The sequence below is a fragment of the Haloarchaeobius marinus genome, from assembly GCF_051207415.1.
GTDB lineage: Archaea > Halobacteriota > Halobacteria > Halobacteriales > Natrialbaceae > Haloarchaeobius.
The window spans coordinates 417,635-431,868 of record NZ_JBPKGD010000001.1; the positions used below are offsets into that span (position 1 = coordinate 417,635).

The window sequence follows — 14,234 nt, forward strand, 5'->3', positions numbered from 1 at the left end:
CGTTTTTCCCGTCTCTCTCGTCGCTTCCGCCATGGACACGGCATTCGTCATCGGCGGCACCCGCTTCATCGGCCGCCACACCGTCGCGGAACTCCTCGACCACGACTACGAGGTCGTCATCTTCAACCGCGGCAACCACGAGAACCCCTTCGCGGACGACGACCGCGTAGAACACGTCCGGGGCGACCGGACCGACGACGGTGACCTCGGTTCGGCCGCCCACGAGGTCGACCCGGACGTGGTCGTCGACTGCGTGGCGTACAAACCCCGCGAGGTCCGCATGGCCTGTCGCATCTTCTCCGACGTGGACGCCTACGTCTACATCTCCTCCGGCGATTCGTACGGCAGCGAGGAGATACCCAAGCGCGAGGGCGAGACCGCCCTCCGACCCTGCACCGACGAGCAGGCGACGGACGACTCCGACGAGACCTACGGCAACCGGAAGGCCGAGGGCGACCGTGCGGTCTTCGCGGCCACCGAGGACGGCGTGAACGCGATGGCGGTCAGACCCTGCATCGTCTACGGGCCGCACGACTACACCGAGCGCCTGGACTTCTGGATCGACCGGGTGCGGAACTACGACCGGGTCGTCGTCCCCGGCGACGGGACGAACGTCTGGCACCGGGCCTACGTCGAGGACGTCGCGTCGGCGCTTCGAACCGTCGCCGAGGCGGGCACGCCCGGCGAGGCGTACAACGTCGGGGATCGCAGACTCGTCACGCTGGAGGAGATGGTCGACCTGGTCGCCGAGTGTCTCGACGCCGACGTCGAGGTCGTCCACGCCTCGGAGCGCGAACTCTCCATCGGCGACCTCTCGGGCGATGACTACGTGCTGTACCGGGACTATCCGCACGTGCTCGACACGAGCAAGCTGGCGTCGCTGGGGTGGGAGTCGACGCCAGTCGACGAGGCGATGCAGGCGGCGGTCGACGACCACCTCGATTCGGACCGGGACGGGAGCGAGCACGACCCCGGACGCGGGAACGAGGAGCGCGTGCTCGGCGTCCTGGACACCCTCTGACGGGTCGGGGTCCGGACCCGAAACCCACAAGTGTCGACCTTGCCACCCTACGAGGGTGCGCCGAAGACACCGGCAGCGTGCCGTCGCCGTGGCCGTCATCTCGTTCCTCGTGGTCGCCCGGACGACCGTCGGTGGCGACGTCCCGCGGCTCGTCGCCGCCGTCGAGAACGACGTGCTGTTCGTCGCGATACTGCTGGTCGGCTACGTCGTGCGGCCGTTCCTCGCCGTCCCCGTGACCGCGTTCACGCTCCTCGTCGGCTACCGGTTCGGCTGGGTGGGGCTCCCGGTGGCGCTCGTCGGCGGCGTGGTGACCAGCGTCCCCGCCTACGTCGTCGGCCGCCGGTACAAGAGCGACACCGGCCTGCTGGGCTGGGTCCGCCAGTCGGGGCGAGAGGTGTTCGACGCGACGGGCGACCTGCGGGGCACCGTCGCTGGCCGACTGTCCCCCGCCCCGGCCGACGCGGTCGCCTACGGGACCGGACTGGCGGACGTGCCCCTCGGGGCGTTCCTGCTGGGGACGTTCGTCGGCGAACTCCCGTGGATACTGACCTTCGTCGCCATCGGGGTGTCCGCCCGGGACGTGACGGCCGGGGAGTCGCTGAACCCCCTGGTGCTCGTCGGCGCGGCCGTCCTCGCGCTGGCGCTGGTCGCCCGCCCGCTCTACCGGCGGTACGACGCCCACCGGAGCGCGTAGGAACTATTAACTCGAATCCGCGTGAACCCGTGCGTATGGTTTCGAACGCACCCGCACCCGGCACGGACGACCCCCTCTCCGTCCACGGCGTCGTCCCGCCGACGGTGACGGCGTTCCACGACGACGAGTCGGTAGACTACGAGCGGACGGCCGAGCACGCCAGGTTCGTCGTCGACGGCGGCGCACACGGCGTCTTCCCGCTCGGCACCAACGGCGAGTTCGCCATGCTCGACGACGCAGAGCGCGACCGGGTCGTCGAGGCGGTCGTCGACGAGGTGGGCGGCGAGGTGCCGGTCATCGCGGGTGTCGGGGCACCGAGCACCCACCGGACGATCGACCGGGCCGAGGCCGCCGCCGAGGCCGGCGCGGACGGACTGGTCGTCGTCACGCCGTACTACTACCCGCTCGACGCGGCCGGTGCGGTGACGCACTACCGGCGCGTCTGCGAGGCCGTCGACCTGCCGACGTACGTCTATCACATCCCCTCGAAGACGGGGAACAGCCTCGCGCTGTCGACGCTCGACCGGCTCGCCGACGTCCCGAACCTCGTCGGCGTCAAGGACTCCAGCAAGGACGTGCCGTGGCTCGGCCAGGCCATCGACGACCACCCCGAACTCACGTTCCTCTCCGGGTCCGACTCGCTCCTGTTCCCGGGTCTCGAGGTCGGCTGTGCCGGGATGGTCTCGGCCGTCGCCAACGCCTTCCCAGAACTCGTCGTCGACCTCTACGATGCCTACGACGACGGCGACGAGGAGCGCGCCAGGGACCTCCAGAGTCGCGTCTACGACGTCCGGTCGGCGCTCAAGCGGGGCCCCTACATGGCCGGCGTCAAGAGCGCCCTGTCGCTGCGCGGGTTCGACGCGGGCCCGCTCCGGGACCCGCTTCGGCGCATGGACGACGACGACGCCTCGGCGCTCGAAACCGACCTCCGCGACCTCGACCTGCTCTGAAGCCACACGGTCGGCACCGTCGTCACACCCGAACAGTAATTTTGGACCCGGTCGAACCCCGGCGCATGAGCGACCTCGTCGCACACATGCTCGGGTTCCGTCGACTGCTCGCGGCCGTCACCGGACTGGGTCTGCTACTGCTCGCGTTGCTGGCGACCTTCGTCGAGGGACGGACCGCGACGATAGCCATCTACGTCGTCATCGCGTCCGTGGTGATGCTCGCCGGCATCGCCGTCATCTACCTCCGCATCCTCTCGAAGGAGAGCGCCGACGTGCGCGACCCGCCGCCGGAATGGGAGCGCACCTTCCCGGACGACGAGGAGTGACCCACGTCCGCACTTCTCTGCGTGGCCGTGGAAGCGGGTAGTGTGAGAGACGCGACCGACCAGGTGGCCGCCGGATGCCGGGTGAGCCGGGCCGGTCCGTCGCGAAGCAAAGTTTTACTATCAGCCGAGTAAATTAGCCAGCCATGGGAATCGACTACACCGACCTCCACGACCCGAACGCGGAGTACACGATGCGTGACCTCTCCGCCGAGACGATGGGCGTGACGGGCGAGCGTGGCGGGGGCCGCGACGTGGCGATCACCGACGTGCAGACGACGATGGTCGACGGGAACTTCCCGTGGACGCTGGTCCGGGTCTACACGGACGCTGGCGTCGTCGGCACCGGGGAGGCGTACTGGGGCGCCGGCGTCCCGGAACTCGTCGAGCGCATGAAGCCGTTCGTCGTCGGCGAGAACCCCCTGGACATCGACCGACTGTTCGAGCACCTCGTCCAGAAGATGTCCGGCGAGGGGAGCGTCGAGGGGGTCACCGTCACCGCCATCGCCGGCATCGAGGTCGCCCTGCACGACCTCGCGGGCAAGCTACTCGACGTGCCAGCCTACCAGTTGCTCGGCGGCAAGTACCGCGACGAGATGCGCGTCTACTGCGACTGCCACACCGAGGCGGAGGCCGACCCCGAGGCCTGCGCCGACGAGGCCGAGCGCGTCGTCGAGGAACTCGGCTACGACGCGCTCAAGTTCGACCTGGACGTGCCCTCCGGCCTCGAGAAGGACCGCGCGAACCGCCACCTCCGACCCGGCGAGATCCGACACAAGGCCGAGATAGTCGAGCAGGTCACCGAGCGCGTCAGGGACCGCGCCGACGTCGCCTTCGACTGTCACTGGACGTTCTCCGGCGGTTCCGCGAAGCGACTCGCCCACGCCATCGAGGACTACGACGTCTGGTGGCTCGAGGACCCCGTCCCACCGGAGAACCTGGCGGTACAGGAGGAGGTCACGAAGTCCACCGTCACGCCCATCACGGTCGGTGAGAACCGCTACCGCGTGACCGAGGAGCGCCGACTCATCGAGAACCAGGCCGTCGACATCGTCGCCCCGGACATGCCGAAGGTCGGCGGGATGCGCGAGACGCGCAAGATAGCCGACGTGGCGAACCAGTACTACGTCCCCGTGGCGATGCACAACGTCTCCTCGCCGGTGGCGACGATGGCGAGCGCCCACGTCGGGGCGTCCATCCCGAACGCGCTGGCCGTCGAGTACCACTCCTACGAACTCGGCTGGTGGGAGGACCTCGTCGAGGAGGACGTCATCGTGGACGGCTACATCGAGATTCCGGAGCGACCCGGCCTCGGTCTCACCCTCGACATGGACGCCGTCGAGGAGCACATGGTCGAGGGCGAGGAACTGTTCGACGAGGAGTGAACCGAGCCGTCGAACCCCGTCACTCCTCGACGTCGGCGTACTGACGCACCAGCCCGCAGTTCTGGCACATGAACGTCTCGACGGGCGTCTGTTCGTCCACCCCGAGCGTCCCCAGCAAGCCGTCGCGCTTCTCCCCGGTCCGAACGTGGGGGTTCCAGGCGTCGTTCATGCCGAACTCTACCGCGTCCATCGTGGTGTTGCAGTCTGGACAGGTTCGATGCATACGGTGTCTTTCCGAGACCCGACAGGTCGGTCTTTCGGTACGTTTGCCGGGCGCTCACGCCGACGGCCCGCTGGCTCCACCCGTGCTCGGCTGCAACCCGCTCCCTGTGTAGACGAGACTCCCGAGTAGCAACGCCACGCCGATGGGGAGCAGCCACTCGAACATCGTCAGCAGTGCCCCCGATGCGGAGACGCCGACGGCCAGCAAGACGACCGGGCCGCAGCAGGCGGACCCCGAGAGGAGCGCCGGCAGGGCGGCGAGTACGCCGCTTCCCGTCCCTCGCGACCGTTCGATTCCACAGGCCTGCGGGTAGCGCCAGGCGAGGTAGGTGACGGCGAGGTTCGTGCCGACGAGCAGCGCCAGCAGACCGCCGACGGCGACGTTCAACGGGGAAACCAGCCACCGCGCGACCCCGAGGTCGACGAGGGCGATGGGTTCCCAGGCGAAGGGGCCGGTTCGTTCGAACAGCCGCGAGAGGGGGTCCTCGACGACGGTCACCAGTCCGACGCCGAGGCCGCCCCGGAGCGCGACGTCACCGGTCGCGACGAGGTAGACGACGAGGTAGAGCAGCGTCGCGACGGCGCCGACGGCGAGTGCGTCCTGCCGACGGGTGACCAGCAGGAGCGCCCGTCCGGTACGGCGGAGGCGGTCAGGCATCGACCTCGGTCGAGGGATAGAACGCGAACCAGGCGAACCACATCGCGTCGAACGAGGGCAGCGATTCGAACGGGAGCCCGTCGGCGGGATAGGACTCGCCGTCGACCCCGTAGCCGCCGGTGACCGGAGACACGGTGGCGGACTCGTCCGGAGCGAACCGGTAGACGTGGCCGGCGTCTAGCGTCGCGTCGTGGACGGCGACGACCCGGTCCGCCCCGGCGCGCCCGGTCACGACGCGGGCCTCGCGGAGGCGGTCCTTCGCCACCGCGAACGCGCCCGTCGCCGTCCGGGCGCCGTGGACGACCAGTTTCGGCGGGTGGCGGTCGTCCTCGCGCTCGGGAGCGAAGAGCATCGCGTCGGTCGCGTAGTACCCCGACTTCGGGTTGTACCGTCCGTACGGGTCGCGGCCGTAGTCGCGGACGTAGCCGGTGTCCTCGGTGAGGACGCGACCGTCGGGATGCGCCTCCCGCCAGCGCCCCCAGGTCGTCCACGCGACGGGAACGTGCTGGAGGCGTTCGCCGACGTAGACCCCCTCTATCGCGGTGCCGAGGACCTGCGGCCAGCGACTGTCGGTCTCGCGGTCGTACATCACGAGGTTCGCGTTGAGCAACCGACCGGAGACGCCGAACTCGGTGTCGCCCCGTCGGTAGCCGATGGCGGTGCCGGTCAACGGACAGTACGTGACCGCGACGGGGTCGCCGCCGACGGTGTCGTTGACGATCTCGTGCCAGACGAGTATCTTCTGGGGATACGCCCTCGCCTCGCCGTCGACGACCACCGAGAAGACGGGGTCGCCGGGCTGGAGGCGGTCGTCGACGTCGGCGACGGACTCGAACGTCGGCGCGTCGATGGACGGGATACCGTCCTTCGGCGGTCCGCCGGAGACGACCCACGCCCGTAACTGGGCGAGTTCGTCCTCCACCAGGTAGGCCTCGTCGGCCAGCGGGAGCGCCGACCCGGGCCCGTCGGTGTCGGCACGGTCAGGGGCTGTGGCCGTGCCGTCGCCGGGACTGCCGGCGGACGACCGACCGCCGAGACAGCCGGCGAGGGCCGCGATGCCCGCGCCGGTACCGGCGAGGACGGCCCTCCGCGTGCGATTCGGTGACATGCCTATCTGAACGTCTCAGGACGGATTAACCGTACCCGGCCCGTGCGTCCGGGTCGCACGAGCGCTGTCGGAACTGCGAACCGGAGAAGTGCGGCGAGGTCGTGGTCCGCCGGCGCTACATGTAGCCGAGGTCGCGCAGGCGCTCCATCAGGTCCTCCTTGTCCTGGGCGCGGCCGGCGCGCTCGGTCGTGTTCTCCAGGTCCTGCAGCCAGGCCGGTTCGCTGTCGGCCCTGTCGGTCGACACCTCGGAGCCGAGCGAGCGGAAGCCCTCGAAGTACTTCGGCGAGACGGGGATGTCCTCGTGGGTGAGGCCGTTCGGCAGGTCGTCGTAGTCCTGCGGGACGTACCCCTCGTCCGGGAACTCGGGCACCGTCTCGGGCACCACGAAGTGCCAGAACGCCTCCCAGACGTCTGCCTCGGTGAACTGGAGGATGGGCTGGATGCGGTCGTGGGGCGGGTAGATGTCTGGGTCGTGACGCGGACTGAAGAACGTCTCGTCGGCGCGGGCCTCCTGTTCGTCCCAGCGGATGCCCGAGATGATGCCGTCGATGTCGTTCGCTTCGAGCGCGTCGTTCAGCGCGACGGTCTTCAGCAGGTGGTTGCCGACGTAGGTGTCGAGCAGGAACGGGAACGTGTCCTCCTCGTACTCGAGGATGTCCCGGATGTGGTGCTGGTTGTGTTCCGAGAGCGCGTCGACCGGGATGTCGTCCCCGGGTTCGAGGCCGTGCTCGTCGACGTAGTCGCCGACGTCGCTGTTGCGAGCGTAGACGACTTCGAGGTCCCACTCGTCGGCCCAGCGCTCGACGAAGCCCATGAGTTCGTCGAAGTGCTGGAAGTGGTCGATGAACACCGTCGTCGGGAGGTCGTAGTCGAACCGCGCTGCGACCTCCTTGACGAAGTACAGCGTCAGCGTCGAGTCCTTCCCGCCGGTCCACATCACGGCGGGGTTGTCGTACTGTTCGAGCCCCTCCTCGGTCACTTCGAGGGCCTTCTCGATCTTGTGCTGGATGGAGGGGTAGGTCTCTGGCGACTCTCCTTCGCCGTCAGTGTAATCGACGTCGAGGTACTCTGGGAACTCGGCCATGTAATTACATCTAATTACATCCTCGGAAAAGTGTCTTTTGGGTTCGGCAGATACGTGGGGCGTTCCCCGTCACGCTGGACGCGTCCGGTCGGAACCGCACCGCCACCGACGGAATCACTGGACGGCACCGCGGGCGAACAGCCGGAACCTTGATAGATGGAGGTTGCAACACACGAGTCATGCATACGAGACGTGTCGCGACCGTCCTCGCCGTCGCGGTCTTGCTCGCGACGAGCGGGTGCGTCGGCTTTCTCACCGGCGAGGAGTCACTCACGTACAGCGCCGAGCGGGCGACGGTCGACGCCGACGTCCTCGGCGACGGTGCGACCGGCTACACCGAGTCCGCCGTCAACCGGACCGTCCTCGAACGGAACGGCGAGGAGTTCGGCATCGGGAACCGGACAGTCGTCGTCGAGAACTGGGTCGTCACGTACGAGAAGTACGACGACTTCGTCGACCAGACTGTCGGTGTCTTCGCCGTCGTCTCCACGCACGAGGTCGACGTCGTCGGCGAGCCACAGAACCCGGTCGGGAACATGACCGAGAGCGAACTGCTGGACCAGCTCTCCGGCCAGTACAGCACCGCCTACGGCGACCTCTCGAACCTGGAGCGGACGGGCACCGAGCAGGTGACCATGCTCGGCGAGGAGACCGACGTCGCCGTGTTCACCGGCCAGGCCACCGTCGACGGTCGGCAGGTCGAGATCCGCGTCTACGTCTCCATCGTCAAGCACGGCGACGACTACGTCATCGCGGTCGGCGGCCATCCCGCACAGTTGCCCGACGAACGCGACGACATCTTCGACCTGATGGCGAACCTCGAACACAGCGACGAGGAGTAGGCCGCCCGGCGACGGCTCTCCACGCTGTCTCGACCGAGCGTTCCGTGGACCGATTCGAGAACTGAGGATTCGAGGACGGAGTGGCCGCGAGAAGCGGGAACGGTTGTCTAGTAGAACTCCCGGACCAGGTCCATCGTCCCCTCGGCGGCGCCGTCGGGAATCTCGGACATGTTCTCCGTCACGCCGTGGACCTCGTGGTACGGGACGCTGTCCTCGTCCTGATAGAGGACGCCCATGTACTCCTTGTCGCCCTCGAGTATCTTCTGCTTGGCCGCCTCGCGGTCGGTCGGGTCGTGGCCCTCCTCGTCGAGGTCGACCAGCGAGTCGCGGAAGTAGTCGTACGTGTCCACGTCGTTGAACGTCACGCACGGCGAGAACACGTTGACGAAGCCGAACCCGTCGTGCTCGATGGCCTGCTCGATTATCTCGGCGTGTCGCAACGCGTCGCTGGAGAACGACTGGGCGATGAACGTCGCACCGGCGGCGAGCGCGAGCGCGAGCGGGTTGACCGGGGGCTGTTGCGGGCCCTCCGGCGTGGTGCTCGTCTCGAAGTCCTCGCGCGAGGTTGGCGACGCCTGGCCCTTGGTGAGGCCGTAGATGCGGTTGTCCATGACCACGTAGGTCATGTCGACGTTGCGCCGGACGGCGTGGACGAAGTGGCCAGCGCCGATGGAGTAGCCGTCACCGTCGCCGCCCGCGACCATCACCTCGAGGTCGGGGTTGGCCATCTTGACGCCGGTCCCGACGGGGAGTGCGCGCCCGTGGACGCCGTGGAGCGCGTAGCTGTGCATGTAGGTGCCGATCTTCCCGGAACAGCCGATGCCGGCGACGACGAACGTGTTGTCCGGGTCGTTGCCCGTGTTCGCCAGCGCCTTCATCATGCCGTTCATCGTGCCGAAGTCTCCGCACCCCGGGCACCAGGTCGGCTGCTTGTCGGACTTGAAGTCGGTGAATCGTACGTCGGAACTCATTGTGCGTGGGCCTCCGTTTCGAGCGTCGCTTCGATGTCGGCTGCGAGTTCGTCCGCCTTGAACCGCACGCCGTTGTACTTGTTGATGCGCTTGACGCGCTGGAGCACGTCGTGTTCGATGAGGTCGGCGAACTGGCCGGTCGCGTTACACTCGACGACGACCACGTCGTCGGCGGCCTCGACCTCCTCGGTGAGGTCGGGGCGCGGGAAGATGTACGGGACCGAGAGGAACCGCACGTTCGTCCCGCGCTCTTCGAGGAAGTCGAGCGCCTCGACCATCGCGCCCTCGTTCGACCCCCAGGAGATGACGAGTGCGTCCGCGTCCGGGTCGCCGAACTCGCGGTAGTCCCAGTCCTCCTCTTCGCGGGCGGTCTCGACCTTGCGGTTGCGCTTGTCGACCTGTTCGATGCGGACGTCGGTGTCCTCGGTCCGACGGCCGAGTTCGTCGTGCTCCAGGCCGGTGGACATGTGTGCACCGTCGCCAGTGCCGGGGAACGCGCGCGGCGAGATGCCGTCCTCGGTGTTCGCGTGGGGCGTGAACCGACCTTCGTCGTCCAGCCACTCGCCGATGGTGTCGTCGTCGACGACCTTGCCGCGGTCGACCTCGACCTCGTCCATGTCGAAGGTCTCCGGCGGGAACGTCTGCTCGGTGACGGCGAGCGAGAGGTCTGCGACGAGGTAGACCGGCGTCTGGTACTTCTCTGCGTAGTTGAACGCCTCGACAGTCTTCCAGAAGCACTCGGAGATGGTCGTCGGCGCGACGACGAAGCGCGGAATCTCGCCGTGGCCGCCGTACAGCGTCATGTTGAGGTCGCCCTGTTCCTGCTTGGTCGGCATCCCGGTCGAGGGACCCGACCGCATCACGTCGACGATGACCAGCGGCGTCTCGCTGGTCGCGACGAGACCGAACGTCTCGGCCATGAGGTCGATGCCGGGGCCGGAGGTGGCGGTCATCGAACGGGCGCCCGCACGTGCCGCGCCGAGCGCGATGTTGATGGCCGACAGTTCGTCCTCTGCCTGGACGACGTGTCCGCCGAACTCGTCGATGCGGCCGGTCAGGTACTCCATCACGTCCGTCGCGGGCGTGATTGGGTAGCCGGCGTAGAAGCGACAGCCGGCGGCGATGGCGCCCATCCCGATGGCCTCGTCGCCGTTCAGGAGGACGTAGTCGTTGTCGGTCTCGTCGAGGTCGAACTCGACATCGAGGTCGTAGTTCTCGGCGACGTACTCCTGTCCGAGACGGGCCGCCTCCTTGTTGTTCTCGACTATCTTCTCGCCCTTCGAGCCGAAGCGCTTCTCGAGAGCCTCGTCGAGGTTCTCGATTGAGAAGTTGGTTATCTCGCAGGCGGCCCCCAGCGCGACGATGTTGCGCATGATGGCACCGCCGGCCTCCTCGGCCAGCGATTTCAGGGGAACGTCGACGCCCGTGATGTCGTCGGGGTACTCGGCGTCCCACGAGCGCTCGCCGTCGTAGATGATGGCGGAGCCCTCGTGGAGTTCGTCGAGGTTCTCGTCGATGGTTCGCTGTGTGAGTGCGACCAGGAGGTCGAGTCTGTCGACGACGCTCTGGACCTGGTCGACCGACGTCCGTATCTTGTAGGCGGTGTACCCGCCGCGGATGCGGGACGCGAAGTCCTTCGAGGTGAATACGTGTCTTCCAGCCCGTGAGAGGGCCTGGGCGAAGATTTTACCGGTCGAGTCGATGCCGTCTCCGGCCTCCCCACCGATAGCCCAGTTCAAGTCCTCGGCCATGTTGTGCTGAGGCTATCCCGTGTGGGAGCAAAAGACTTCTGAAACACCGGACGACGCACCGGAAACTGCGGCGGTGACGCGACGGAGAGGAAGGCATTTACGCGCCCCTCTGTAACCGGATTCCATGGAGGAGACGCTATTTCTGTTAGTAGAGGAGCGAATTTTAAGCCCCTCCAATCGTGATGCTCGGCCTTGCTGAAACCCACATGTGATAGGTTCCAACGACTGTGCTGCGTATAGCGCGCGAGTCGGTCACTTTCCGGTACAGATTGCGATAGAATAGGCCGAGTACTACTCTAACCGAGTCGCGGTGAGTACAGGCAGACTGTCGTCGATTCCTGCAACACCTTCGTCGACAATTTCGTATCCAAGCTCTGTGAGTGCCGATTTCACGTCACTGGATGCACAGCCGATATGGGGGTGTACTTCGACGATGATGACTCGAGGACGAAAACTGAGCGTCTCCAGAATGTCCAATTCTGCCCCTTCGCAATCGAGTTCGAGGACATCACACTCTGGAATTGCAGTCGGAGGTCGCTGCTCACCATCGGCTGACCCGAAGAAACGTTCGTTCCCTTCCCGGACGGGCCCGATAGATGCGTGTTCGACTGTGACCAGCTCGGAAACGTTGTTGACCTCGATGGTTCTATCGATCGTGCTGGTCATCTCTGAACTCGGCTCGAAGGTCGTGACGTCACCTTCGAAATGCGTCATCCGTGCAGCAACAACGGTGGATGCACCCCACCCACCGCCGACGACAACGACAGAATCGCCGCGCTGGGTACGACGTCTGAGAGAATCGATCGACGCATGCTCGTGATCCGGATGGTAGTCCCGATTCTCTTCAGGTTCGCCACTCGGCACGGCGACGCCATTCATCACTCGTGTGCGAACGGTGGGTTCCTTGGTCGCATCAACCATTGCTTGCCTCTCGAACGAGGAGAAAATAGAACTACTGGTGGTGTGGTTACGAGTAACGATGTGATCATGGCATCCACGCGACCAGCGGGGAGGAGACATGCAAGATACACCCTCTCTATGCAGCACGCCATTCCTGACAGAAGGCCAGTGGGTGGTCCCGGCCGTGCAGAATACACAGCGCGTCTCTCGCAGGTCACACGACCAGGCATCCACCGTCGAGACGCCCACGAACGGACCGGTCGCCGCGAACCGTTAACAGCGAATGTCCGAACTCTCCAGGAGCGTTGGCTCGTCGCCCAGTCCGTATTCGAACATGACGCGAAGACAGAGGCCAGCGGGTTCGTTCTTCCTGCTGAGCAGGTCACCACTCACTTGCTGGTCGTCGACGACGCCGTGAATCGCGATGGGGTCGTAGTCCTCGGACCCTTCTCTCACCACGGATTCACGGGTCCCCGGAGCCACCTCGCGTGAGTCCCACTCCCCGAGTCCGTCGGTCGTTTCGACGGCGACGATGAAGACGTGCGAGTCGCTCGTCTGGTTCACGAGGTCGATCTCCAGTTCGGCGACCGTGGTAGGCTTGTCGAAAGCCGAACAACCAGTGAGCGGCGCCAGCAGACCGAGACCGAGCGTCAGCACGTGGCGTCGAGTGGAGGGCATCTGTCATCCATTCAGACGGGGTGACGGTTTATCTTCCGGTCTCCGCCGACGTGTACCCCTTTCGCGGCCCTAGTCGTCTCTCCACTGGACGGCCTCTCTATGCACCACGCCGGTTCTGGCAGAGTTTGGGTAGGTTCCATCGCGGGTGCTGCATCGAATTTGCAGACCGTGTTTATCCTCTGTATGCAGCAGCCAGGTTCTGCCAAACCGGCTCTGTCGAGACCCGCAACGATTGATGGGACTGGCGTGCAAGGTATGAGGGTATACTCAGTACAGAATCTTCAAGAGAAGAGCAGGTGGACGGCCGGTCCCATTGATTAGTATTCGGGATAATGGTACGATAGGATAGCTCCCATCATACGAATGAGATTACGGACAGAAGGGTTTGCCACGACGGCTGCAAAATCTGTACCCACACCGGCGCGTGTCGTGGGAGTTCGGTTCAGGGGGGGTACGGCATGTCTGGCCTGATCCACCGAGTTCGGTCGTCCCTCACCCCGTGGGTTGTCACGGTTTTCACCGCCGTTGGCGTTGGCGTTTTCTCGTTAACTATCGCCTCTGGCCGGCCATTCTGGCCGGCCCTCGTCTATACCCTCGGAGCAACAGTAATCGTTCTTGTCGGAACGGTTTCGTTCGCCGACCGGCTTCACCGTCGATGGTTCAAAGTCGCTGTCCACGCCGCACTCGGCCTGTGCATGTCCTCGATTGCCTCACTCTCCATGATACTCCTCTTCGCAGAAGGCGTCCTGGCATCGTCGATACAGACGCTCTTTCTCGGGGGACTCCTGATTGTTGGCCTCCTCTTGATTGGGAGCGGTGGGCTTCTCGGCGTGTCCGCCACCCGCCTGCTCCGTCGAGTCGCCCGCATCGGCCTCGTGGTCACTGTCGGATGGGCGCTCACGTCTCTGCTGCTGGTCATCTGGATCACCCTCCGATCAAACGGCCTCGTTCTCCAGTTCAACGAGGAAGCGGTAGCGCTCTGGGCTCTCTTCCTCGCGCTCGTCGGCCTTCCAGCCCTCGTCTTTCGCCAGGACTTACGGGAGATACCCAGTGACCGGTAGGTGCCCCCATACAACGATGGGCCCACGGGGTTACCCTTGCATGACACGCGCCCTGTGTGCAGCACCGAGACCCACCAGAATCTGCCAGAAGTGTCGTGCTGCATAGAGAGCGTGTTTGCAGCACAGAGCCTCCTCGATTCGACGTATCTGTCTCAGTTACGGGAGCGTTCCGTCCCCTGCGTAGCAGTTGAACCGAAGGCTTGCGGTCGCGATCTGGGCAGCATCCGAACCGATCAACGAGACCGTGTACTCACCGTGAACCGGTGGTGGACCCAGCGGTACCGCGTAGAGTTCGCCACCACTGGAGGCGAACACGGCGTAGTCTTCGGGGTCGAGACTGCTCATCCCACGATTGTTGAATAGCGGAACCGAGGCGACGAGGTTGTCGTCACTATCCCGTATCCTGACCGCGTGGTACGCTTCCTCGGTAGCGGCTCGGTCCGAAACCAGAATCCCGAGAGCTACTTGTTCGTCACCTCTTATCGGCGCAACCTCGAGGAGGTGTCGCGAGCCGCTTCCCACACCTTCACTCGAACACCGAGCGAGGGTATCTCCGTCATCGAGACAACCAGCGGTCGCACTCACG

At 65.8% G+C, this 14,234-nt stretch carries 16 protein-coding genes; 7 read left to right on the forward strand and 9 right to left on the reverse strand.

Going from position 1 to position 14,234, the window contains the following annotated elements:
• The first annotated feature begins 31 nt into the window (after positions 1–31).
• From ACSC1W_RS02230 to ACSC1W_RS02250, 5 genes are all read left to right on the forward strand, one after another.
• The gene (locus ACSC1W_RS02230) at positions 32–1,021 is read left to right on the forward strand and encodes an NAD-dependent epimerase/dehydratase family protein (RefSeq protein ID WP_435345024.1); all 990 of its coding nucleotides are present in this window, start codon (positions 32–34) and stop codon (positions 1,019–1,021) included.
• 55 nt (positions 1,022–1,076) lie between these two features.
• On the forward strand, positions 1,077–1,715 hold the full coding sequence (locus ACSC1W_RS02235) for a TVP38/TMEM64 family protein (protein WP_435345025.1): 639 nt from the start codon (positions 1,077–1,079) through the stop codon (positions 1,713–1,715).
• Between the two features lie 35 nt (positions 1,716–1,750).
• A complete protein-coding gene (locus ACSC1W_RS02240; protein ID WP_435345027.1) occupies positions 1,751–2,665 on the forward strand; it encodes a dihydrodipicolinate synthase family protein in 915 nt (304 codons plus the stop codon).
• Between the two features lie 65 nt (positions 2,666–2,730).
• Positions 2,731–2,991, forward strand: a complete 261-nt coding sequence (locus tag ACSC1W_RS02245) for a hypothetical protein (protein WP_435345028.1) — start codon at positions 2,731–2,733, stop codon at positions 2,989–2,991.
• Between the two features lie 143 nt (positions 2,992–3,134).
• Complete coding sequence (locus tag ACSC1W_RS02250) at positions 3,135–4,373, forward strand: mandelate racemase/muconate lactonizing enzyme family protein (protein ID WP_435345030.1); 1,239 nt, start codon at positions 3,135–3,137, stop codon at positions 4,371–4,373.
• Between the two features lie 19 nt (positions 4,374–4,392).
• Here ACSC1W_RS02250 and ACSC1W_RS02255 read toward each other — a convergent pair whose 3' ends face one another.
• The 4 genes from ACSC1W_RS02255 to ACSC1W_RS02270 form a co-directional block, all read right to left on the reverse strand.
• The gene (locus tag ACSC1W_RS02255; protein ID WP_435345032.1) at positions 4,393–4,596 is read right to left on the reverse strand and encodes a hypothetical protein; all 204 of its coding nucleotides are present in this window, start codon (positions 4,594–4,596) and stop codon (positions 4,393–4,395) included.
• A gap of 54 nt (positions 4,597–4,650) precedes the next feature.
• Complete coding sequence (locus ACSC1W_RS02260; protein ID WP_435345034.1) at positions 4,651–5,253, reverse strand: hypothetical protein; 603 nt, start codon at positions 5,251–5,253, stop codon at positions 4,651–4,653.
• Positions 5,246–6,361, reverse strand: coding sequence for a DUF3179 domain-containing protein (locus ACSC1W_RS02265; protein WP_435345036.1), 1,116 nt, complete (start codon positions 6,359–6,361; stop codon positions 5,246–5,248). The genes ACSC1W_RS02260 and ACSC1W_RS02265 overlap by 8 nt, the downstream gene beginning before the upstream one ends.
• 115 nt (positions 6,362–6,476) lie before the next feature.
• Positions 6,477–7,445 carry a phosphoadenosine phosphosulfate reductase family protein gene (locus ACSC1W_RS02270; protein WP_435345038.1) on the reverse strand — a complete coding sequence of 323 codons (969 nt, stop codon included), beginning with the start codon at positions 7,443–7,445 and terminating at the stop codon, positions 6,477–6,479.
• Between the two features lie 179 nt (positions 7,446–7,624).
• On the opposite strand from ACSC1W_RS02270, the gene ACSC1W_RS02275 reads away from it, so the two are divergent.
• Positions 7,625–8,287 (forward strand): DUF6517 family protein, encoded by a 663-nt coding sequence (locus ACSC1W_RS02275; protein WP_435345040.1) that lies wholly within the window; start codon positions 7,625–7,627, stop codon positions 8,285–8,287.
• Between the two features lie 107 nt (positions 8,288–8,394).
• Here the strand turns inward: ACSC1W_RS02275 and ACSC1W_RS02280 are convergent, their stop codons facing one another.
• The 4 genes from ACSC1W_RS02280 to ACSC1W_RS02295 all read right to left on the reverse strand — a co-directional run bounded on the left by ACSC1W_RS02280 (position 8,395) and on the right by ACSC1W_RS02295 (position 12,587).
• A complete protein-coding gene (locus tag ACSC1W_RS02280) occupies positions 8,395–9,258 on the reverse strand; it encodes a 2-oxoacid:ferredoxin oxidoreductase subunit beta (RefSeq protein WP_435345042.1) in 864 nt (287 codons plus the stop codon).
• A complete protein-coding gene (locus ACSC1W_RS02285; RefSeq protein ID WP_435345043.1) occupies positions 9,255–11,009 on the reverse strand; it encodes a 2-oxoacid:acceptor oxidoreductase subunit alpha in 1,755 nt (584 codons plus the stop codon). The genes ACSC1W_RS02280 and ACSC1W_RS02285 overlap by 4 nt, the downstream gene beginning before the upstream one ends.
• Before the next feature lie 291 nt (positions 11,010–11,300).
• Positions 11,301–11,930, reverse strand: a complete 630-nt coding sequence (locus tag ACSC1W_RS02290; protein ID WP_435345044.1) for an FkbM family methyltransferase — start codon at positions 11,928–11,930, stop codon at positions 11,301–11,303.
• Positions 11,931–12,182: 252 nt separating this feature from the next.
• Entirely contained in the window at positions 12,183–12,587 is a 405-nt protein-coding gene (locus tag ACSC1W_RS02295) for a hypothetical protein (protein WP_435345045.1), read from the reverse strand.
• 458 nt (positions 12,588–13,045) lie between these two features.
• Between ACSC1W_RS02295 and ACSC1W_RS02300 the strand changes: the two genes are divergently transcribed.
• Positions 13,046–13,648 carry a hypothetical protein gene (locus tag ACSC1W_RS02300; protein ID WP_435345046.1) on the forward strand — a complete coding sequence of 201 codons (603 nt, stop codon included), beginning with the start codon at positions 13,046–13,048 and terminating at the stop codon, positions 13,646–13,648.
• 156 nt (positions 13,649–13,804) lie between these two features.
• On the opposite strand, the gene ACSC1W_RS02305 is transcribed toward ACSC1W_RS02300, so the two are convergent.
• A complete protein-coding gene (locus tag ACSC1W_RS02305) occupies positions 13,805–14,170 on the reverse strand; it encodes a hypothetical protein (protein ID WP_435345048.1) in 366 nt (121 codons plus the stop codon).
• Between the last annotated feature and the right edge of the window lie 64 nt (positions 14,171–14,234).